This window comes from Mycobacterium branderi (assembly GCF_010728725.1).
GTDB lineage: Bacteria > Actinomycetota > Actinomycetes > Mycobacteriales > Mycobacteriaceae > Mycobacterium > Mycobacterium branderi.
In genome coordinates this window covers 4,415,069-4,435,858 of sequence record NZ_AP022606.1, presented here as the reverse complement: position 1 = coordinate 4,435,858, position 20,790 = coordinate 4,415,069, and the positions used below count along the sequence as shown (strand labels likewise).

General features: G+C 67.5%; 19 protein-coding genes and 2 pseudogenes. 14 read left to right on the top strand and 7 right to left on the bottom strand.

What is annotated here, in order from left to right; translation table 11 throughout:
- Window positions 1–22: 22 nt before the first annotated feature.
- From G6N47_RS21405 to secG, 7 genes and pseudogenes are all read left to right on the top strand, one after another.
- On the top strand, window positions 23–1,456 hold the full coding sequence (locus G6N47_RS21405) for a phytoene desaturase family protein (RefSeq protein WP_083134441.1): 1,434 nt from the start codon (window positions 23–25) through the stop codon (window positions 1,454–1,456).
- Window positions 1,457–1,510: 54 nt separating this feature from the next.
- Window positions 1,511–2,533 carry a type I glyceraldehyde-3-phosphate dehydrogenase gene (gene gap / locus G6N47_RS21400; RefSeq protein ID WP_083134442.1) on the top strand — a complete coding sequence of 341 codons (1,023 nt, stop codon included), beginning with the start codon at window positions 1,511–1,513 and terminating at the stop codon, window positions 2,531–2,533.
- 3 nt (window positions 2,534–2,536) lie between these two features.
- Complete coding sequence (locus G6N47_RS21395; RefSeq protein WP_083134443.1) at window positions 2,537–3,742, top strand: phosphoglycerate kinase; 1,206 nt, start codon at window positions 2,537–2,539, stop codon at window positions 3,740–3,742.
- Window positions 3,739–4,524, top strand: a complete 786-nt coding sequence (tpiA, locus tag G6N47_RS21390; RefSeq protein ID WP_083134444.1) for a triose-phosphate isomerase — start codon at window positions 3,739–3,741, stop codon at window positions 4,522–4,524. Before G6N47_RS21395 ends, tpiA begins: the two co-directional genes overlap by 4 nt.
- 53 nt (window positions 4,525–4,577) lie before the next feature.
- A pseudogene (locus G6N47_RS30210) lies at window positions 4,578–4,967 on the top strand (questin oxidase family protein); the annotation flags it as partial.
- 510 nt (window positions 4,968–5,477) lie between these two features.
- Window positions 5,478–5,606 (top strand): annotated as a pseudogene (locus tag G6N47_RS30460) (questin oxidase family protein); the annotation flags it as partial.
- Between the two features lie 40 nt (window positions 5,607–5,646).
- Window positions 5,647–5,880 carry a preprotein translocase subunit SecG gene (secG, locus tag G6N47_RS21380; RefSeq protein ID WP_045377679.1) on the top strand — a complete coding sequence of 78 codons (234 nt, stop codon included), beginning with the start codon at window positions 5,647–5,649 and terminating at the stop codon, window positions 5,878–5,880.
- Between the two features lie 2 nt (window positions 5,881–5,882).
- Here secG and G6N47_RS21375 read toward each other — a convergent pair whose 3' ends face one another.
- From G6N47_RS21375 to tkt, 6 genes are all read right to left on the bottom strand, one after another.
- Window positions 5,883–6,275 carry an ATPase gene (locus G6N47_RS21375; RefSeq protein ID WP_083134446.1) on the bottom strand — a complete coding sequence of 131 codons (393 nt, stop codon included), beginning with the start codon at window positions 6,273–6,275 and terminating at the stop codon, window positions 5,883–5,885.
- Window positions 6,276–6,451: 176 nt separating this feature from the next.
- The gene (gene pgl / locus G6N47_RS21370) at window positions 6,452–7,198 is read right to left on the bottom strand and encodes a 6-phosphogluconolactonase (RefSeq protein ID WP_083134447.1); all 747 of its coding nucleotides are present in this window, start codon (window positions 7,196–7,198) and stop codon (window positions 6,452–6,454) included.
- Entirely contained in the window at window positions 7,195–8,106 is a 912-nt protein-coding gene (gene opcA, locus G6N47_RS21365) for a glucose-6-phosphate dehydrogenase assembly protein OpcA (protein ID WP_139799722.1), read from the bottom strand. The genes pgl and opcA overlap by 4 nt, the downstream gene beginning before the upstream one ends.
- Window positions 8,103–9,608, bottom strand: coding sequence for a glucose-6-phosphate dehydrogenase (gene zwf / locus G6N47_RS21360; RefSeq protein ID WP_083134456.1), 1,506 nt, complete (start codon window positions 9,606–9,608; stop codon window positions 8,103–8,105). Before zwf ends, opcA begins: the two co-directional genes overlap by 4 nt.
- 98 nt (window positions 9,609–9,706) lie before the next feature.
- A complete protein-coding gene (gene tal / locus G6N47_RS21355) occupies window positions 9,707–10,825 on the bottom strand; it encodes a transaldolase (protein WP_083134449.1) in 1,119 nt (372 codons plus the stop codon).
- A gap of 16 nt (window positions 10,826–10,841) precedes the next feature.
- Entirely contained in the window at window positions 10,842–12,929 is a 2,088-nt protein-coding gene (gene tkt, locus G6N47_RS21350) for a transketolase (RefSeq protein ID WP_083134450.1), read from the bottom strand.
- Window positions 12,930–13,136: 207 nt separating this feature from the next.
- Here tkt and G6N47_RS21345 point away from each other — a divergent pair, with 207 nt between their 5' ends.
- The 7 genes from G6N47_RS21345 (at window position 13,137) to G6N47_RS21315 (ending at window position 19,792) form a co-directional block, all read left to right on the top strand.
- The gene (locus G6N47_RS21345; protein ID WP_083134451.1) at window positions 13,137–14,051 is read left to right on the top strand and encodes a heme o synthase; all 915 of its coding nucleotides are present in this window, start codon (window positions 13,137–13,139) and stop codon (window positions 14,049–14,051) included.
- A 45-nt stretch (window positions 14,052–14,096) separates the two neighbouring features.
- A complete protein-coding gene (locus tag G6N47_RS21340) occupies window positions 14,097–15,572 on the top strand; it encodes a PPE family protein (protein WP_083134452.1) in 1,476 nt (491 codons plus the stop codon).
- Between the two features lie 113 nt (window positions 15,573–15,685).
- A complete protein-coding gene (locus tag G6N47_RS21335) occupies window positions 15,686–15,994 on the top strand; it encodes a PE family protein (protein ID WP_083134453.1) in 309 nt (102 codons plus the stop codon).
- A gap of 2 nt (window positions 15,995–15,996) precedes the next feature.
- Window positions 15,997–17,559, top strand: coding sequence for a PPE family protein (locus G6N47_RS21330; RefSeq protein WP_179966408.1), 1,563 nt, complete (start codon window positions 15,997–15,999; stop codon window positions 17,557–17,559).
- Between the two features lie 3 nt (window positions 17,560–17,562).
- The gene (esxG, locus tag G6N47_RS21325) at window positions 17,563–17,859 is read left to right on the top strand and encodes a type VII secretion system protein EsxG (RefSeq protein WP_083134599.1); all 297 of its coding nucleotides are present in this window, start codon (window positions 17,563–17,565) and stop codon (window positions 17,857–17,859) included.
- Window positions 17,859–18,149, top strand: coding sequence for a WXG100 family type VII secretion target (locus G6N47_RS21320; RefSeq protein ID WP_083134562.1), 291 nt, complete (start codon window positions 17,859–17,861; stop codon window positions 18,147–18,149). The genes esxG and G6N47_RS21320 overlap by 1 nt, the downstream gene beginning before the upstream one ends.
- 179 nt (window positions 18,150–18,328) lie before the next feature.
- The gene (locus tag G6N47_RS21315) at window positions 18,329–19,792 is read left to right on the top strand and encodes a PPE family protein (protein WP_083134602.1); all 1,464 of its coding nucleotides are present in this window, start codon (window positions 18,329–18,331) and stop codon (window positions 19,790–19,792) included.
- Here G6N47_RS21315 and G6N47_RS21310 read toward each other — a convergent pair.
- Entirely contained in the window at window positions 19,789–20,766 is a 978-nt protein-coding gene (locus G6N47_RS21310) for a quinone oxidoreductase family protein (protein ID WP_083134600.1), read from the bottom strand. The genes G6N47_RS21315 and G6N47_RS21310 overlap by 4 nt on opposite strands.
- Between the last annotated feature and the right edge of the window lie 24 nt (window positions 20,767–20,790).

Genomic DNA, 20,790 nt, shown 5'->3' with positions numbered 1-20,790 from the left:
CTTGCGGGGGAGAGCGGCGCTCATGACCAACGCGGTTGTCGTCGGCGCAGGGCCCAACGGGTTGGCGGCCGCGATTCACCTGGCGCGCAGCGGGATTGACGTCCAAGTGCTGGAGGCGCGGGACACCATCGGCGGGGGAGCGCGGTCCGGCGAGCTGACGGTCCCCGGCGTCATCCACGACCATTGTTCGGCGGCACACCCGATGGGCGTGGGCTCACCGTTCTGGAAACAGATCGACCTGCCTCGCTACGGATTGACCTGGAAATGGCCGGAGATCGATTGCGCGCACCCGCTCGACGATGGCAGCGCGGGCGTGCTGTATCAGTGGATCGAAAAGACCGTGGCGGCAATGGGATCCGACGGCCGCCGGTGGCGGCTCGCCGTGGGCGACCTGGCGGCCGGGTTCGACGCCCTGGGCCAGGATTTGCTGCGCCCGGTTCTGCACATTCCGCAACACCCGATCCGGCTGGCCGCCTTTGGGCCGCGCGCGCTGCTACCCGCGACCGCGCTGGCGCGGTGGTTTCGCACCGAGCAGGCCCGGGCGCTCTTCGGCGGGGCTGCGGCACACATTTTCACCCGACTGGACCGGCCGCTGACCGCGTCGCTGGGGTTGATGTTCTTGGCGAGCGGTCACCGCTACGGGTGGCCGGTCGCCGAAGGAGGATCGGGGTCGATCACCGCGGCGCTGGCCGCGGCGTTGAAGGACCACGGGGGCACGATCACCACCGGCGTCAGGGTCGGCGGCCGCGCCGACATTCCTGACGCCGACCTCGTCATGCTTGACCTCAGCCCGGCCGCCGCGTTGCAGATCTACGGCGACGTGATGCCGGCCCGAATCAGACGCTCCTATCGGCGTTACCGCGAAGGCTCATCGGCGTTCAAGGTCGACTTCGCCATCGACGGTGACGTCCCGTGGACCAACCCCGAGTGCCGTCGCGCCGGGACCGTCCATCTCGGCGGCACCTTCGCCGAGATCGCCCACACGGAACGCCAGCGCGCCCTGGGCCGGATGCCGCAGCGGCCATTCGTCCTCGTCGGGCAGCAATACCTGGCTGACCGGTCGCGGTCGGCGGGCGCTATCAACCCGATCTGGTCGTACGCGCACGTGCCGTTCGGATACACCGGCGACGCCACCGCAGCCGTTATCGACCAGATCGAGCGGTTCGCGCCCGGATTCCGCGACCGGATCGTGGCGATGGTCAGCAAGAACACCGCGGAGTTGGCGGACTACAACGCCAACTACATCGGCGGCGACATCATCGGCGGCGCCAACGACCGGTTGCAGGTCCTCTTCCGGCCGCGCCTGGCGATCGATCCCTACTTCACCGGCGTGCCGGGCGTCTACCTCTGTTCGCAATCCACGCCGCCGGGGGCCGGCGTCCACGGACTGTGCGGCTACCACGCGGCCGCATCGGCACTGCGGCGACTGCCGGGACCGGCCCTCGCGGCGCCGTAGCTGCACCATTAGGCTGGCCCGTGGATCAAACCAGCAATTAAGGAGACGAGAGACGTGACGGTCCGGGTAGGCATCAACGGCTTCGGTCGAATCGGGCGGAACTTCTACCGGGCCCTTCTGGCACAGCAGGCCCAGGGCACCAGCACCGACATCGAGGTGGTGGCGGTCAACGATCTCACCGACAACGCGACCCTGGCGCACCTGCTCAAGTTCGACTCGATCCTGGGTCGGCTGCCGCAGGACGTCAGCCTGGAGGGCGACGACACCATCGTCGTCGGCAGCGCCAAGATCAAGTCGCTGGAGGTCAAAGAAGGTCCCGCGGCCCTGCCGTGGGGCGACCTGGGCGCCGACGTCGTCGTCGAATCCACCGGCATCTTCACCAACGCCGCCAAGGCCAAGGGCCACCTGGAGGCGGGTGCGAAGAAGGTCGTCATCTCCGCGCCGGCCACCGACCCCGACATCACGATCGTGCTCGGCGTCAACGACGACAAGTACGACGGCAGCCAGAACATCATCTCCAACGCGTCGTGCACCACGAACTGCCTTGCGCCGCTGGCCAAGGTGATCCACGACGAGTTCGGCATCGTCAAGGGCCTGATGACCACCATCCACGCCTACACCCAGGACCAGAACCTGCAGGACGGGCCGCACAAGGATCTGCGCCGCGCCCGCGCCGCCGCGCTGAACATCGTCCCGACCTCAACCGGCGCCGCCAAGGCCATCGGCTTGGTGATGCCGGAGCTCAACGGCAAACTCGACGGGTACGCACTTCGGGTGCCGATCCCGACCGGCTCGGTCACCGACCTGACCGCCGACCTGGCCAAATCGGCCACCGCAGAAGAGATCAACGCGGCGTTCAAGGCAGCCGCCGAGGGCAAGCTCAAGGGCATCCTCAAGTACTACGACGCCCCGATCGTCTCCAGCGACATCGTCACCGACCCGCACAGCTCGATCTTCGACGCAGGTCTGACCAAGGTGATCGACAACCAGGCCAAGGTGGTGTCCTGGTACGACAACGAGTGGGGCTACTCCAACCGCCTGGTCGACCTGGTCGCCCTGGTCGGTAAGTCCCTGTAAGCCGTGAAGACGCTGGAAGACCTTCTGGCACAAGGGGTTTCGGGGCGCGGCGTGCTCGTGCGCTCCGACCTCAACGTTCCGCTCGACGACGGCAACATCACCGATCCCGGCCGCATCGCCGCATCGGCGCCGACGCTGCGGGCGCTGGTCGACGCCGGCGCCAAGGTGGTGGTGACGGCGCATCTGGGCCGCCCCAAGGACGGCCCCGACCCGAAACTGTCGCTGGCGCCGGTCGCGGCCGCGCTCGGCGAGCAACTGGGGCAGCACGTGCAACTGGCCGGCGATGTCGTCGGCAGCGATGCGCTGGCCCGCGCCGAGGGCCTCACCGATTCAGATGTCCTGCTGCTGGAGAACATTCGCTTCGAGCCGCGCGAGACCAGCAAGGACGACGCGGAGCGTCTGGCGCTGGCAAAACAACTGGTCGAATTGGTCGGAGATGACGGCGCTTTTGTGTCCGACGGGTTCGGGGTGGTGCACCGCAAACAGGCATCGGTGTACGACGTCGCCACCCTCCTGCCGTCCTATGCCGGCACGCTTGTCACAGACGAGGTGAAAGTCCTTGAGCGGCTGACCAGTTCGACGGAGCGGCCCTATGCCGTCGTGCTCGGCGGCTCGAAGGTCTCCGACAAGCTCGGAGTGATCGAGAAGCTGGCGACCAAGGCCGACAGCATCGTAATCGGCGGCGGCATGTGCTTCACCTTCTTTGCCGCGCAAGGCCTTTCGGTGGGAACTTCGCTGCTGGAGACCGAGATGATCGACACCTGCCGGCGGCTGCTGGACACTTACGCCGACGTGCTGCGGCTGCCCAGGGACATCGTGGTTGCCGAGAAGTTCGCCGCCGACTCGCCGCCGGAGGTCGTTGCAGCCGACGAGATTCCGGACGGCAAGATGGGCCTCGACATCGGGCCCGGGTCGGTGGAACGGTTCACCAAGCTGCTCGCCAACGCGCAGACGATCTTCTGGAACGGCCCGATGGGTGTCTTCGAGTTCCCGGCCTTCGCCGCCGGCACCAAGGGCGTCGCCGAAGCGATCGCCGCGGCGACAGCCAAGGGGGCGTTCAGCGTGGTCGGCGGCGGCGACTCCGCCGCCGCGGTGCGCGCATTGGGCCTTCCCGAAGACGGCTTCTCGCACATTTCCACCGGCGGCGGCGCGTCACTGGAATACCTTGAGGGCAAATCGTTGCCAGGCCTGGAGGTGCTGGACTCATGAGCCGCAAGCCGCTGATCGCCGGCAACTGGAAGATGAACCTCAACCATTTCGAGGCGATCGCACTGGTGCAGAAGATCGCTTTCTCGCTGCCGGACAAGTACTACGACAAGGTCGACGTGGCGGTCATCCCGCCGTTCACCGACCTGCGCAGCGTGCAAACCCTGGTCGACGGCGACAAGCTGCGGCTGACCTACGGCGCCCAGGATCTCTCGCCGCACGACTCCGGTGCCTACACCGGCGACATCAGCGGCGCGTTCCTGGCCAAGCTGGGCTGCACGTACGTCGTCGTCGGGCACTCCGAGCGGCGCACCTACCACAACGAGGACGACGCGCTCGTGGCCGCCAAGGCCGCCGCCGCGCTCAAGCACGAGCTGACCCCGATCGTCTGCATCGGCGAGCACCTCGAGGTCCGCGAAGCCGGTGACCACGTGAGCCACAACGTCGAGCAGCTGCGCGGCTCGCTGGCCGGGCTGTCCGCCGAGCAGATCGGCCGTGTCGTCATCGCCTACGAGCCGGTGTGGGCCATCGGCACCGGGCGGGTGGCCAGTGCCACCGACGCGCAGGAGGTGTGCGCGGCGATCCGCAAGGAGCTGGGGTCGCTGGCGTCGCCGCAGGTCGCCGAGACGGTGCGGGTGCTCTACGGCGGCTCGGTGACCGCGAAGAACATCGGCGACCTCATTGCTTGCGACGACGTCGACGGTGGGCTGGTCGGCGGGGCCTCGCTGGACGGGGAGCAGTTCGCCACGCTGTGCGCGATCGCCGCCGGCGGGCCGATCCCGTAAGCGTCGGACTCGCGGGTTGACCTCAACTGCTGTTGAGGTCGTAGCGTGGGGTGATGTATTCCGACGCGATGGCCGAGGCGTACCAGCGTCTCGACGGGCTCGGCTATGAACGCGGCCCGCATGACTTCGCCAACCACGGCCCGATGGCGGCTGAAGCGTTGTGCACCTTGGGTTTTGGTGACGAGGTGGCGTCGTGGGTCGAACACTACAAGCGTCGGATGGACCACCATGACCCGCCCGAGCCCCGATTCCGGATCGACCCGTCCGACGAGCAGTCCTGGCGCGAGGCTTTGGGACGCTTCGAGCGGGCCGGTGATTGGGAAGCATTGTTTCGCCGCGAACTCGCCGAGCGGCCGTGGCGTGAAGTGCTGGCCACCTGGTGGCCCCGGCTGGTGCCGGGCCTGCTGGCGGCCTTGACTCACGGGCTGATCCGCACCGCGCACGCGGTGCGGTGCCTGACCGCCGCCGCCCACCCCGACGACGCGGCGCTGACCGAATTGGCACGCGGGCTGGCCTACTGGGCGGCGCGCCACGCACGGCTGCCGGGCGAAGTGGCCTTCGCCGGCGAGCAGACGATCGCCGAGGCGATCACACGGGTGGGCCGCGGCCGCTCGGACTTGTCGGAGTTGGAAGGCAGCCCCGGCTACGTCGAAGCGCTCAGCGCGCTGAGCCCGCTGGATGCGGGACGGCGGCTGAGCGAGATGACGACCACGTTCGCCGGTGTCTACCTCGCCCACCCGGACGACCCGCCGGTGCCGATGGTTCACGGCGTGACGGCGCCGGCCGCGATGCGGATCGCGCTGGCTCAGCTACCTGAGGATCTCCACGAAGCGTCAGTGGCCGCAATGTGGCGTGTTCACCTCGCGATGTTGGCGCTGTTCACCCGGGACGTCGGCGCCGAGCAGCAGAGTCTCGAGGTCGCGTCCCGCAGCGCGTCGCCGTCGTGGCAGGAGCTGTTCGGACGGACAGCCGAGAACGGCGACGAGCACGTGATCAAGTTCACCGAAGCCTGTGCCCGGGAGAACGCGCTGCAACCCGACCCGCGCTTCCCTGCGGCGGTCCAGGCGGCGCTGGACCGTATCCATTTCAGCCGGCCGGCCAGCAGCCGGTAAGGTGGCGGCCATGCAATTGGCCCTGCAGATCATCCTGGTGGTCACCAGCGTGCTGGTGGTGCTCCTGGTCCTGCTACACCGCGCCAAGGGCGGCGGTCTGTCGACACTGTTCGGTGGCGGCGTGCAGTCGAGCCTGTCGGGGTCGACCGTGGTGGAGAAAAACCTCGACCGGTTGACGCTGTTCGTCACCGGTATCTGGCTGGTGTCGATCGTGGCGATGGCCCTGCTGATCAAATTCCGCTGACGTCAGCGCACGGTCCGGTTCCGTAGCGCGTTGAGCATGCCGCGCACGGCGTGCTCGGTCACCGACAACGGCGACATCACCGTCTCACCGACGCTCACGATGTAGTCGATCCGTTCGACGATGGCCTCCACGGGCTCGATCAGCGCGACCAGCCGGCGCGCCAGGTCGTCCAGGCCGGTCAACGTGCCTTCGAAGTGGTCCAGGCCGTCGTCCAAGCGTCCGACGGTGGCATTCAAGACCGACAGCGACTCGTTGAGATCGTTCAGCGTAGGTCCGAGACCTGTCAGCAACGACTCGAGTTGCGCCACCGTGATGTCGGCGTTCATCGCCGCCTGGGCGAGGGTCTTGATTCGCTCCCGGGGCGCGCGTTCGGATTTGTCGGCCATGACGATCATTATGACCACGCGCGGAACCGCCGCCGCCGATAGTGCATCTGATCGGGTATGCACCAGCGACACTGTGAGCGGGATCGGCGTCACGTCATGACGCCCAGCGCCGCGCAACGCGACACCGCTCGACGGCTCGAGGAGTATGCCGCGGGCTACGCCGACGGGCAGGCCGAGCAGCGGAGCTAGCTACTGGGCAGCTTGCTGGCCGCTTCGCTGTCCAGAAACCAGACCGTGTTCTCCCGTCCCACCGCGCCGGCGGCCGGGCACGAGACCGGGTCGGCGCCGCCGACGCCTGCGGCCACGGCCTCGGCTTTCTCCGCGCCAGACACCATCAGCCAGACTTCGCGGGCCCTCCGGACCGCGGGCAGGGTCAACGTGATGCGTTCCGGCGGCGGTTTCGGCGAATCGTCGACAGCGACCACCAGCCGGGCGGTTTCGCGCACGGCGGGTGCGTCGGGGAACAGGGAATTGATGTGGCCCTCGGGTCCCACGCCCAGCAAATGGACGTCGAAATCGGGTGCGGGCTCGCCGGATTCGGCGTTGGCGGCCAGGACCTGTTCATACGCCAGCGCCGCGGCGGCCAGGTCGCTGTCGAATTCGCCGTCGCTGGCCGGCATGGCATGCACGTTGCGGGCCGGGATGTCGATGTGATCCAGCAACGCGGCCCGGGCTTGTTTCTCGTTGCGCTCGTCGTCGTCCTCGGGCACATAGCGCTCGTCGCCCCAGAACAGGTGCACTCGTGTCCAGTCGATGCGCCGTTGCTGCGTTCTGAGGTATCCCAGCAGCCGGTTGCCGTTGCCACCCCCCGTCAGCACCACCAGCGCCCGCCCTCGCGCGGCTATCGCTGCCCCGATCACGTCGATCAATCGTTGGCCAGCCGCGGCGGCCAGGGCGTCGCTGTCGGGAAACGTCTCAACATTGGTGCTCATAGATACTCCACCCGATCGATTCCTTCCAGCGCGGAACAGTAGATGGCGTCCGGATCCAGCCGCCGCAGGTCCTCCGCCAGACACTCGCGGGTTTCCCTGCGCGGCAAGGGAACCAGTGCGTCCGGCTTGGCGGTGCGACTCAATGTAGCCGTCACCCCTTCCTGTGGGCGGCTCAATGTGATGGTCTCGGTGGTGCGCACCAGTTCGACCTTGAGCTCGCCGACCGCGCGCCGCACCGGACCCTCGATGCGGCTGGCCAGCCAGCCGGCCAGCACATCCAATGCCGGCTCGGTCTTCAGGCCGGACACCAGCGCCGACGTGATCGGCTCGTGCGGCGGTTGATCCACCGCCGAGGCGAGGAGCGCCCGCCAATAGGTGATGCGGCTCCAGGCCAGGTCGGTGTCGCCGGGCGTGTATCCGGGCAGTCGGCTTTTGATCGCCGACAGCGGGTCCACGCCGTTAGTGGCGTCGGTGATGCGCCGAATCGCCAACTTGCCCAAGGGATCCTGAGCCGGCACCGCGGGCGCGATGTCCGGCCACCACGCCACCACCGGGATGTCGGGCAACAGGAACGGCACGACGACGCTGGCGGAGTGGCCGGCCAGCGGACCCGACAGCCACAGCACCACCACCTCGCCGGCGCCACTGTCACCGCCGACCCGCAGCTGGGCATCCAACCGTGCCACGGGAGCGTCGGCGTCGCGGTTCATCACCACGATCACCCGGCTGGGATGCTCGTGGCTGGCCGCGTTGGCCGCCTCGATGGACTCCTCCAGTACCGCTTCGCTGTCCGGCGCGATGACCAACGTCAAAACTCGGCCCATCGTTACCGCGCCGACCCTTTCCCGCAACTCGTCGAGCTTCTTGTTGATGACGGTGGTGCTGGTGTCCGGCATATCGATAATCACGGCCGCCGCCATTCCCGGCCTGTGCGGCGCAGCATCTCGAACGACGACGCCGGACCCCAGGTGCCGGCCTCGTACGGCTCGGGTTTCCCGTGAGCGGCCCAATTGTCCAGCACCGGATCGAGTATCTCCCAAGCCAATTCGACTTCCTCGTTGACCGGAAACAGCGACGGTTCACCCAGCAACACGTCGAGGATCAACCGCTCGTAAGCCTCCGGCGAATCCTCGGCGAACGCCGAGCCGTAGGAGAAGTCCATGTTGACGTCGCGGACCTCCATCGCGGTGCCGGGTACCTTGGAGCCGAACCGCAACGTGACCCCTTCGTCCGGCTGCACCCGGATCACCAGCGCATTGGTGCCCAACTCGTCGGTCATGGTGGCGTCGAACGGCAGATGCGGTGCACGCTTGAACACCAGTGCGATCTCAGTCACCCTGCGGCCCAGCCGTTTTCCCGTGCGCAGGTAGAACGGCACCCCCGCCCAGCGACGGGTGTCGACCTCCAGCGTGATGGCCGCGAACGTCTCGGTGACCGAGTCTTTCGAGAACCCCTCCTCGTCGAGCAGGCCGACCACTTTCTGGCCGCCCTGCCAGCCGGCGGTGTACTGGCCGCGGCTGGTGGTCTCGTCCAGCGGCTGCGCCAGTTGGGTGGCCGAGAGCACCTTGATCTTCTCGGTCTGCAGTTCGGTGGGCTGGAAGCTGACCGGCTCCTCCATCGCGGTCAGAGCCAACAACTGCATCAGATGGTTTTGGATCACGTCGCGAGCGGCGCCGATCCCGTCGTAATAGCCGGCGCGCCCGCCCAGGCCGATGTCTTCGGCCATGGTGATCTGCACATGGTCGACGTAGTGCGCGTTCCAGATCGGGTCGAACAGCTGGTTGGCGAACCGCAACGCCAAGATGTTCTGCACGGTCTCCTTGCCCAGGTAGTGGTCGATGCGAAAGACCGACTCCTCCGGGAAGACGCTGTTGACCACCTTGTTGAGTTCGCGGGCGCTGTCGAGGTCGTGGCCGAACGGCTTCTCGATCACCACCCGGCTCCACTGGCCGTCGTGCGGACGCGCCAGCCCCGACCGGTCCAGCTGCTCGCAGACCGTCGGGAACGACTTGGGCGGGATCGCCAAATAGAAAGCGTGATTGCCGCCTGTGCCTCGCTCGGCGTCGAGCTTCTCCAGGCACGCGGCCAGCCGGACGAAAGCGGCATCGTCATCGAAAGTGCCTTGCACGAACCGGATTCCCTCGGCCAGCCGGTCCCAGATCGCCTGGCGAAACGGTGTGCGGGCGTGCTCCTTGACCGCCTCGTACACCTCCTGGGCAAAATCCTCGTCCTCCCACTCGCGACGGGCGAAGCCGACCAAGGCAAACGTGGGCGGCAGTAGGCCCCGGTTGGCCAGGTCGTAGACGGCCGGCATCACCTTCTTGCGGGCCAGGTCGCCGGTGACTCCGAAGATCACCAAGCCGCACGACGGCGCGATCCGGGGCAGCCGCTTATCGCGCTTGTCCCGCAATGGGTTTGGTGGCGACCCGCTGCGCCCGGCTTCGCCGCGCTTGCGATCGCCACGGGGCGTTTGCCACTGCCCCGCACCGAGCCGGGCACCGGCCGGGCTCACTTGCTGGTGGAGTCGAGCTGGGCTTGGGTTTCCTTCAGCAGCTCGTTCCAGGATTCCTCGAACTTCTGCACGCCTTCGTTCTCCAGCACGACGAACACGTCGGTCAGGTCGACACCGACCGCGTCGAGCTTGTCGAACACCTCCTGCGCCGCCGCTGAGGTTCCGGTAACGGTGTCGCCGGTGATGACACCGTGATCGGCGACGGCCTCAATCGTCTTCTCGGGCATGGTGTTCACCGTATTGGGGGCGACCAGCTCGGTGACGTAGAGGGTGTCCGAATAGTCGGGGTTCTTCACACCGGTCGACGCCCACAGCGGCCGCTGCACCCGTGCGCCGTCGGCCTTGAGCTTCTCGTAGGCATCCCCGCCGACGAACACCTCTTGGTATGCGGCGTAGGCGAGCCGGGCATTGGCCACCCCGGCCTGGCCGCGCAGTGCCAGCGCCTCGGGGGTGCCGATCTTCTCCAGCCGCTTGTCGACTTCGGTGTCCACCCGGGAGACGAAAAACGATGCCACCGAGTGGATCTTGGACAGGTCGTGACCGGCCTTCTTGGCCGCCTCCAGGCCTTTGAGGTAGGCGTCCATCACCGCGCGGTGCCGTTCCACGGAGAAGATCAGCGTCACGTTGACCGAAATCCCTTCCGCCAGGGTCGCGCTGATGGCCGGCAGCCCAGCCTCGGTGGCCGGAATCTTGATGAACAGGTTGGGCCGGTCGACGATCTTCCACAGCTCGACGGCCTGGGCGATGGTCTTGTCGGTATCGTGCGCCAGCCGCGGGTCGACCTCGATCGACACCCGACCGTCGACTCCGTCGGAGGCCTCCCACTCACGCCTCAGCACGTCGCAGGCATCGCGCACGTCGTCGGTGGTGACGGTACGGACCGTCGCGTCCACGTCGGCGCCGCGTGAGGCCAGCTCGGCCAGCTGGTCGTCGTACACGTCGCTCTCCGCGAAAGCTTTCTGGAAGATCGTCGGGTTGGTGGTGACGCCGACGACGCTCCTGGTGTCGATCAGTTCCTGTAAGTTGCCGGACCGCAACCGCTCTCGCGACAAATCATCCAGCCACACGGATACCCCCGCCGCGCTCAGCGCGGCGAGGTTCGGATTCTGAGTCATTGGCACTTCCTCCTTCTCAGTTGTCCAGTGCCCGTTCGGCGGCGTCGACGACGGCTTCGTGGGTGAACCCGAATTCGCGGAACAGGGTCTTGTAGTCCGCGGATTCGCCGTAATGCTCGATCGACACGATCTGACCCGTGTCGCCGACGAGCTTGTGCCAGCATTGCGCGACGCCGGCCTCGACGGCCACCCTGGCCGACACGCTCGGCGGCAGCACACTGTCGCGGTAGTCCTCGGGTTGCGACTCGAACCACTCCAGACACGGCATCGACACCACGCGCGCCGCAATACCCTTGTCCGCCAAAGCTTTCTTGGCTGCAACGGCGATCTGCAGCTCCGAGCCGGTGGCGATCAGCACGACGTCGGGTTCCCCGCCGTCGTCGCCGAGGATGTAGCCGCCTTTCGAGACGCCCTCGTAGCTGGTGCCCTCCAGCACCGGCAGGCCTTGGCGGGTCAGACACAACCCGACCGGCCCACTGCCGTTGCCGCGCGCCAATATTGACCGCCAGGCGTAGGCGGTCTCGTTGGCGTCGCCCGGGCGCACCACCGACAGGTTCGGAATCGCCCGCAACGCCGAGAGGTGCTCGATGGGCTGATGGGTCGGCCCGTCTTCACCAAGGCCGATCGAGTCGTGCGTCCACACGTAGATGGTGTCGATGTCCATCAGGGACGCCAGTCGCACCGCCGGGCGCATGTAATCGGAGAACTGCAGGAACGTGCCGCCGTAGGCCCGGGTCGGGCCGTGCAGCACGATGCCCGACAAGATGGCGCCCATCGCGTGCTCGCGCACCCCGAAATGCAGCACCCGGCCGTACCAGGACGCGGTGAACTCCTTGGTCGAAATCGATGGCGGCCCAAAGGAATCCGCGTTGTTGATCGTGGTGAGGTTGCTCTCGGCAAGGTCGGCCGAACCACCCCACAGCTCGGGCAGCTTGGGCGCTACCGCGTTCAGCACCGCACCGGAAGCCTTGCGGGTGGCGACCTCGGCGGATCCCGGCTCCCAGTGCGGGACGTCGGCGTCCCAGCCATCGGGCAGTTCTTCGGCCGTCAACCGGTCCAGCAGCTTCTTGCGTTCCGGTTCGCGTTGTGCCCACGCGTCGAACTCCGGCTGCCAGCGCTCGTGCGCCTCTCTGCCGCGGTCCACCAGCTTGCGGGTGTGAGCCAGAACGTCGTCGCGCACCTCGAACGTCTTGTCCGGGTCGAAGCCGAGGACCTTCTTGACCGCGGCGACCTCCTCCTCGCCGAGCGCCGCGCCGTGCGCCTTGCCGGTGTTCATCGCGTTCGGCGCCGGATAGCCGATGATGGTGCGCAGTTCGATGAACGACGGCCGGTCGGTGACGGCCTTGGCGTTGGCGATGGCCTCCTCGATGCCGACGACGTTCTCGCCGCCCTCGACCCGCTGCACGTGCCAGCCGTAAGCCTCGTACCGGGCCGCGGTGTCCTCGCAGAGCGCGATGTTGGTGTCGTCCTCGATGGAGATCTGGTTGTGGTCGTAGAACACGATCAGGTTGCCGAGTTGCTGGACCGCGGCCAGCGACGACGCCTCCGAGGTCACGCCCTCCTCGATGTCGCCGTCGGAGGCGATCACATAGATGTAGTGGTCGAAGGGGCTGGTTCCGGGGGCGGCGTCCGGGTCGAACAGGCCGCGCTCGTAGCGCGATGCCATCGCCATCCCGACCGCCGACGCCAGGCCCTGGCCCAGCGGCCCGGTGGTGATCTCCACGCCCTTGGTGTGCCGGAACTCGGGGTGGCCGGGTGTCTTGGAGCCCCAGGTGCGCAGAGACTGGATGTCGGACAGCTCGAGGCCGAACCCGCCGAGGTAGAGCTGAATGTAGAGAGTCAGGCTGGAATGCCCGGCCGACAGGACAAACCGGTCGCGGCCCAGCCAGGTGGTGTCACTGGGGTCGTGGCGCATCGTCCGCTGAAACAGCGTGTATGCCAGCGGGGCCAGGCTCATCGCGGTGCCGGGATGGCCGTTGCCGACCTTCTGGACGGCGTCGGCCGCCAGCACCCGCACGGTGTCGACGGCAGCCGAGTCGATCTCGGTCCAGTCATCGGGGTGGTGCGGTCGGGTGAGCGCAGAGATGTCTTCCAGTGTGGTCACGACTCAATTCCTCGGGTCGGCAGCTAATCCACTCCCACCCTAGTGCGGGATCCTGCGTCGAGGCAGGTGAAGATTTCGACGTACCACTTTCGTTCGCCGGGTAAACCGGCGCGCCAAATCGACCCTGCGGTGTGGGCGGCGCGGGGGCGCGGTCTACCATCGTCTGTAGTAGAAGCTGCGCGCTGCTGCGACCCGAGGAGTTATTGCGTGAGCGTTCGCGGGCGCGTCGCGCCGAGCAAGGTACGCACCACGGTTTTGGCGTACCTGGCGCTGACCAAGCCGCGGGTCATCGAGCTGTTGCTGGTTACCGCAATACCGGCGATGCTGCTGGCCGACCGCGGCACGGTGAACCCGTTGCCGATTCTCAACACGCTGATTGGCGGGATGCTGGCCGCCGGTGGCGCCAACACCCTGAACTGTGTCGCCGACGCCGACATCGACAAGGTGATGAAGCGCACCGCACGACGGCCGCTGGCCCGGGCCAGCGTGCCGACCCGACACGCGCTGGTGTTCGGTCTGGCGTGCAGCGTCGGCTCGTTCTTCTGGCTGTGGTGGACGACGAACCTGCTGTCGGGACTGCTGGCCGTCGCCACGATCGCGTTCTACGTGTTCGTCTACACGCTGCTGCTGAAGCGCCGCACGTCGCAGAACGTGGTGTGGGGCGGGGCGGCCGGGTGCATGCCGGTGATGATCGGCTGGTCGGCGGTCACCGGCACGATCGGTTGGCCCGCGCTGGTGATGTTCGCGATCATCTTCTTCTGGACGCCGCCGCACACCTGGGCGCTGGCGATGCGCTACAAGGAGGACTACCAGGCGGCCGGCGTGCCGATGCTGCCCGCGGTGGCGACCGAGCGCCACGTCACCAGGCAGATCCTGGTCTACACCTGGCTGACCGTGGCGGCGACGCTGGTGCTGGCGCTGGCCGCCGGATGGCTGTACACGGCAGTGGCGGTCGTGGCGGGGGTGTGGTTCCTGGCGATGGCGCACCAGCTCTACGCCGGCGTGTGCCGCGGCGAGCCGGTCAAGCCGCTGCGGCTGTTCCTGCAGTCGAACAACTACCTGGCCGTGGTGTTCTGTGCGCTGGCGCTCGACTCCGCGATCGCGTTGCCGACCCTGCTCTAGAAAATCCGACGGAACTTTTTCCCGCCGCCGGGCGACTACCTGCAGATGACGGCGCCGGTCTGGATGGCTTCACCGCCGGAGGTGCATTCGGCGTTGCTGAGCAGCGGTCCCGGACCGGGGTCGTTGTTGGCTGCCGCCGCCGCGTGGTCGTCTTTGAGCGCTGAGTACGCCTCGGTTGCCGACGAACTCACCGCGCTGCTCGCCAATGTGCAGGGCGCGGCATGGCAGGGGCCCAGCGCGGAGTCGTACGTGGCGGCGCATGTGCCGTATGTGGCGTGGCTGACGCAGGCCAGCGCCGACAGCGCAGCAGCGGCGGCCCAGCACGAGATTGCGGCTGCGGCCTACACCGCGGCGCTGGCCGCGATGCCGACGCTGGCCGAGTTGGCGGCCAACCATGCAATGCATGCGGTGTTGTTGGCGACGAATTTCTTTGGTGTCAACACGATTCCGATTGCGCTCAACGAGGCCGACTATGCCCGGATGTGGGTGCAGGCGGCCGTCACGATGACCACCTACCAGGCCGTCGCAGGTAGCGCGGTGGCGTCGACACCCAGTACCGCGCCGGCGCCGCAGATCCAGAAATCCGACAGCACCAACAACGGCGGTACCCAGGACATCATCGACAACGACGGCGGCAACCCGTACGACCCGAGTTGGTACGTCAATCGGGTCACGGAAATCACCGACACCCTCGGCAGGGACTTCGCGGAGTTTCCGTCCAATCCCGCCGCGGCGCTATCGCAGCTGGAAAGCGATATCCCGGCACTCATCGCCGACGAAATCGGTCACCTGGGCGAGTTCATCAATGCGTTCCAACCGGAACTGATCGCGGCCGCAGTCGGTCTCACTGCCGTCAACGCCGGATTCGCAGGGGGTTTCGCCGCGCTGGCCGGCTTGGCGGGCATGCCTCAACCGGCCGCTGCGACGGCACCCCACGCGGTATCCGCGCCGGCTCCGTCCAAGACGTTGCCGGCCGCCGGGCTGTCGCCGTCGGTTGCGCCGACGGTGCCGGCCCCGGCGACGACCACCGCATCGACGCCGGCGCCCAGCTCGGTCACCGCCGCCAGTGCACCGGCGGCACCGCCTGCCCCGGCCGCCGCAAGTTTCGCTGCTCCCTACCTCGTCGGGCCTCCCGGCATCGGATTCGACTCCGGCATGAGCGCCAGCGACCGTGCAGGTGCCAGGAGGAAGGCCCCGGAGCCCGACGCCGCCGCGGCGGCCGCGACAGCCGCGCGGGAGCACAAGCGGGCGAGGCGACGCCGGCGAGCCGGGCTGCGCGGGCACGGCGACGAGTTCATGGAGATGAACGTCGAGGTCGAGCCGGACTGGGCCGGGCCCGGCACGTCGACGGTTGCCTCGGATCAAGGTGCCGGGCCGGTCGGTTTCGCGGGCGCGATACGCACCAAAACGGCTGCCGCGGCGGCCGGGCTGACCACCTTGGCCGGCGACGGGTTCGGCAGCGGCCCGGCCCTGCCGATGCTGCCCGGCAGCTGGGCGCCCGACCAGGCCGATCACCGGTAAGCCCGAAACGATCGCCAGCCCGTGCGTCGGGCTTGAAATACCGGGCCGCATCGTATTCAATGCCAGATAATGAAAATCATGTTCATTAGTTGAGCGTGCGAGGAGTTGCCGGCATGACGTTGCGTGTGGTGCCCGAAGGCCTGGCCGCGGCAAGTGCGGCTGTCGAAGCGTTGACCGCCCGGTTGGCGGCCGCCCATGCCGGCGCGGCACCGGTGATCTCCGCGGTGGTGCCTCCCGCCGCTGACCCGGTGTCGCTGCAGAGCGCCGCCGGACTCAGCGTGCGGGGCGGCGAACATGCCGCGGTGGTGGCGAGCGGTGTGCAGGAATTGGGTCGGGCCGGCGTCGGTGTCGCCGAGTCCGGTGCCGGCTACGCCGCCAAAGACGCGGCCGCCGCGGCGTCGTATGGGATCGCCGGCGGCTGACGGTGATGGCGCCGGTGTGGATGGCTTCGCCGCCGGAGGTGCATTCGGCGTTGCTCAGTAGTGGTCCGGGGCCGGGGCCGTTGTTGGCGGCGGCGGGTACGTGGTCGTCGCTGAGTTCTGAATACGCTTCTGTGGCAGAGGAACTCGGCGCGTTGTTGGCGTCGGTGCATGGCGGGGCGTGGGAGGGTCCGACCGCCGAGGCGTATGTGGGGGCGCATGCGCCGTATCTGGCGTGGCTGAGTCAGGCCAGTGCTGACAGTGCTGCGGCGGCTGCTGCGCATGAGAGTGTGGCGGGGGCGTATACCGCCGCGCTGGCGGCGATGCCGACGCTGGGCGGGTTGGCGGCTAATCATGCGGTGCATACGGTGTTGGTGGCGACGAATTTCTTTGGTATCAACACGATTCCGATCGCGCTCAACGAGGCCGACTACGCGCGGATGTGGGTTCAGGCCGCCACCACGATGAGCACTTATCAGGCCGTCTCGGACACCGCAGTGGCGTCGACACCACAAACCACCACCGCACCGCAGATTCAGAAGTCCGACGCCTCAACCCAAGACTCCGGAAACCCCTTCCCCGACCCAACGGTGGACAACCCGCTAGACGATCTCATTGCGAACGTCCTGAAGAACTTCGGGATCAATTGGAACCCCGCTCAGGGCACCGTGAACGGCCTGCCCTACGACGCCTACACCAACCCGGGGCAACCGATCTACTGGGTGGTTCGTGCCCTCGAACTGTTTGAGGATTTTCAACAGTTTTTCGTATACCTCCAGACAAATCCGGCGTTGGCTTTTCAGTATCTGGTTGCGCTCGAGATGTTCGACTGGCCAACCCATATCGCACAGATAGCCGGGTTTTTGGGAACCCAGCCGGAGTTGCTGGCGGCCGGCGCCATCTTCGCGATTGCGCCCTTCGGAGCAATAGGTGGCTTCGCCGGGTTGGCGGGCCTGGCCGGGCTGCCAGCGCCCCCTGCGCCGGCACCCGCACCGGTGGTCGCGATGCCCATCCCGCTGCCGGCCATCGCAATAGCTCCGACGGTGGCCGCGCCCGCCGCGGCGGCCCCTGCGACCGCACCGGCGCCCGCACCCACGGCCACTGCGAGCACGGCGGGCAGTCCATCGCCGCTGCCGGGATCGCCGCCGCCCGCCGGTGGTACGGGCTTTCTTCCCCCTTATGTGGTGGGTCCGCCGGGTATTGGTGTCGGGTCGGGGATGCCTACCAGTGCCAGCTCCAGTGCGAAACGCAAGGCGCCGGAGTCTGATTCGGCGGCGGCTGCCGCGGCGGCAGGGTCGCGGGAGCAGGCGCGGGCGCGTCGTCGCCGGCGGGCGAAGCAGTCGGAGAGCGGCGACAAGTACATGGATATGAACGTCGAGCTCGACCCGGACTGGGACGGGCCGACGGTGGCCTCGGAGCAGGGGGCGGGGCCGTTGGGTTTTGCCGGGACGGTGCGTGGTGATGCTGTGGAGCGGGGGTTGGCGAGGTTGGGTGGTGATGAGTTCGGTGGTGGCCCAAGGGTTCCCATGGTGCCGGGTAGTTGGGTGGTTGATGAGGAAAGGAAGTAAGTGATGAGTTTGTTGGATGCTCATATTCCGCAGTTGGTGGCGTCGCAGTCGGCGTTTGCGGCTAAGGCGGGGTTGATGCGCTCGACGATCGGTCAGGCCGAGCAGGAGGCGGTGTCGGCGCAGGCGTTTCATGTGGGGGAGTCGGCGGCGGCGTTTCAGGCCGCGCATGCCCGGTTTGTGGAGGTGGCGGCGAAGGTGAATGCGCTGCTGGATGTCGCGCAGGCCAATTTGGGTGATGCGGCGGGTACCTATGTGGCCGCCGATGCCGCGGCCGCGTCGACGTACACGGGAGGTTTCTGATGTCGCAGATTATGTACAACTATCCGGCGATGCTGGTGCATGCCGGGGACATGGCCTCCTATGCGGCCACGATGCAGGGGTTGGGGGCGGATATCGCGTCCGAGCAGGCGGCGTTGTCGGCGGCGTGGCAGGGCGATACCGGGATGACCTATCAGGCGTGGCAGGTGCAGTGGAATCAGGCGATGGCCGATCTGGTGCGGGCCTATCACGCGATGGCCGGCACGCACGAGACCAACACCGTCTCGATGCTGGCCCGCGACCAAGCCGAAGCCGCCAAATGGGGCGGCTAAATAGCCTATCAGCGACCAAGATTCGGCTGTAGCTGGCGGCTCCCGTGAGGCAAGTATCGACGGGGGATGAAGACAATGAAAGGAGTATCTGGCATGACGCTGCGCGTCGTGCGTGAAATCCTGGCCGCGCGACGGGCGGCCGCTGCGCTGTCGTCGTGCTCGATCGCCGGCGGCCGATCGTGATGGCGCCGGTGTGGATGGCATCGCCGCCGGAGGTGCATTCGGCGTTGCTCAGTAGTGGTCCGGGGCCGGGGCCGTTGTTGGCGGCGGCGGGTACGTGGTCGTCGCTGAGTTCTGAATACGCTTCTGTGGCAGAGGAACTGAGCGCGTTGTTGGCGTCGGTGCATGGCGGGGCGTGGGAGGGTCCGACCGCCGAGGCGTATGTGGGGGCGCATGCGCCGTATCTGGCGTGGCTGAGTCAGGCCAGTGCTGACAGTGCTGCGGCGGCTGCTGCGCATGAGAGTGTGGCGGGGGCGTATACCGCCGCGCTGGCGGCGATGCCGACGCTGGGCGGGTTGGCGGCTAATCATGCGGTGCATACGGTGTTGGTGGCGACGAATTTCTTTGGTATCAACACGATTCCGATCGCGCTCAACGAGGCCGACTACGCGCGGATGTGGGTTCAGGCCGCCACCACGATGAGCACTTATCAGGCCGTCTCGGACACCGCAGTGGCGTCGACACCACAAACCACCACCGCACCGCAAATCCTCGATCACGACCACAGCGGCCATGACCACGGCGATGATGGGATTCATGACGGCGAGCTGAGCCCCACCGATCCAGAGTGGTGGATCGATGTAGGCGGCGAGATGGCTCGATACGGTCAGCTTCTGCTGAACGATCTACTCACCAACCCGGCTGCGCTGCTGACCGATCTTCCGATGGTGCTGGCCGACCTGGCATTCCACGCGAGCCAGCTGCTCTCCACCGTGCTCCAGTTCGCCCCGGTGCTGATGGGGCCGGCTCTTGGCCTGGTCATTGCCGGCCTTGGTCCGTTCGCCGGCCTGGCGGGGTTGGCGGGATTGGCCGCATCGGCTCAGCCCGCGGTCGCGCCGGTGCCGGCGCCGGTTGCGGTGGCCCCGAATGTGTTGGCGGCAATTGGGGTAGCCCCGACGGCGGCTGCTCCTGCAGGAACCTTTGCGACGGCGCCGGCGCCCGCGGCTACTGCGACGGTGAGCACGGCCGCTGGTTCGGCGGCACCGCCCGCTCCGCCGGCTGCGGGTGCGGCTGGGTTTTTCCCGCCTTATGTGGTGGGTCCGCCCGGTATCGGTGTCGGGTCGGGGATGAGTACCGGTGCGAGCTCCAGTGCGAAACGCAAGGCGCCGGAGTCTGATTCGGCCGCGGCTGCCGCGGGGTCGGCGGCGCGGGAGCAGGCGCGGGCGCGTCGTCGCCGGCGGACGAGACAGTCGGAGAGCGGCGACAAGTACATGGATATGAACGTCGAGCTCGACCCGGACTGGGACGGCCCGACGATGGCCTCCGAGCAGGGGGCCGGGCCGTTGGGTTTCGCCGGGACGGTGCGTAGCGATGCCGTCGAGCGGGCCGCGGGGTTGACGACGCTGGAGATTGATGAGTTGGCTGCCGGCCCAAGGACTCCGATGCTGCCAGGGAGCTGGGAGCACGACAGTGAACCACGCTAGGGCACTAGCACGACCGAGCCGACGGTCTTGCGGCCCTGCAGGTCTCGGTGTGCTTGAGCAGCGTCGGCCAGCGGATAGCGGCCGCTGACCGTCACGCTGATCGAGCCCGCGGCAATCGCGTCGAACAACTCCTCTGAGCGCCAAGCGAATTCCTGAGCGGTGCGGGTGAAATGGGCCAGCATCGGCCGGGTCAAATACACCGAGCCGGCGGCGTTGAGCCGCTGCGGATCGACCGGCGGAACAGGTCCGCTTGCCGCGCCGAACAGCGCCAACGTTCCCCGCACGGCGAGGCTGGCCAGGCTGGCATCGAAAGTGCTGGCCCCGACCCCGTCGTACACCGCGGCCACACCTGCGCCGTCGGTCAATTCCCGTATCCGCCTGCCGAATTCGTCGGCGTCGTCGCCAGGATAGTCCAATACGTCGGTGGCGCCGGCTTGCCGGGACAACTCGGCCTTGGCCGGCGTAGACACCGTCGTGATCACCCGTACCCCCAAACTGGTGGCCCACTGCGTCAGAATCAGACCAACGCCACCTGCCCCGGCATGAACCAGCACGGTGTCCCCGGGCTGCACCGGATAAACCGACTTGAGCAGGTAGTGCGCGGTCATGCCCTTCAGCAGCGCTGAGGCTGCCACGTCGAAATCCACCGCCGCAGGCACCTGAGCAACTAAATCGGCTGGCGCGGAGCAGAATTCGGCATAGGCACCCGACGCGGCGGCGGTCACCACCCGGTCGTCGACCGCGAGCGCCGCCACGCCGTCGCCCACTGCGGCCACCCTGCCGGCCACCTCGCTGCCCAGGATGAACGGCAACTCGCGGGGGTATTGCCCAGACCGGAAATAGGTGTCGATGAAGTTGACGCCGATCGCTTCGGCCTTGATCAACACCTCACCGGCCGCGGGAGAAGGCCGCGGTTTGTCGACGTAACGCAGGACTTCGGGTCCGCCGGTTTCGGCGACTTCGATTGCGTGCATGCCCACTATGATCCGCAATTGTGG

Coding starts and splice junctions, on each gene's coding strand:
- G6N47_RS21320 (WP_083134562.1), top strand. CDS start 17,859: ATGTCGCAGATTATGTACAACTATCCGGCGATGCTGGTGCATGCCGGG.
- G6N47_RS21375 (WP_083134446.1), bottom strand. CDS start 6,275: ATGATCGTCATGGCCGACAAATCCGAACGCGCGCCCCGGGAGCGAATC.
- secG (WP_045377679.1), top strand. CDS start 5,647: ATGCAATTGGCCCTGCAGATCATCCTGGTGGTCACCAGCGTGCTGGTG.
- G6N47_RS21340 (WP_083134452.1), top strand. CDS start 14,097: ATGACGGCGCCGGTCTGGATGGCTTCACCGCCGGAGGTGCATTCGGCG.
- tpiA (WP_083134444.1), top strand. CDS start 3,739: ATGAGCCGCAAGCCGCTGATCGCCGGCAACTGGAAGATGAACCTCAAC.
- esxG (WP_083134599.1), top strand. CDS start 17,563: ATGAGTTTGTTGGATGCTCATATTCCGCAGTTGGTGGCGTCGCAGTCG.
- G6N47_RS21310 (WP_083134600.1), bottom strand. CDS start 20,766: ATGCACGCAATCGAAGTCGCCGAAACCGGCGGACCCGAAGTCCTGCGT.
- tal (WP_083134449.1), bottom strand. CDS start 10,825: ATGACTCAGAATCCGAACCTCGCCGCGCTGAGCGCGGCGGGGGTATCC.
- pgl (WP_083134447.1), bottom strand. CDS start 7,198: ATGAGCACCAATGTTGAGACGTTTCCCGACAGCGACGCCCTGGCCGCC.
- G6N47_RS21405 (WP_083134441.1), top strand. CDS start 23: ATGACCAACGCGGTTGTCGTCGGCGCAGGGCCCAACGGGTTGGCGGCC.
- G6N47_RS21335 (WP_083134453.1), top strand. CDS start 15,686: ATGACGTTGCGTGTGGTGCCCGAAGGCCTGGCCGCGGCAAGTGCGGCT.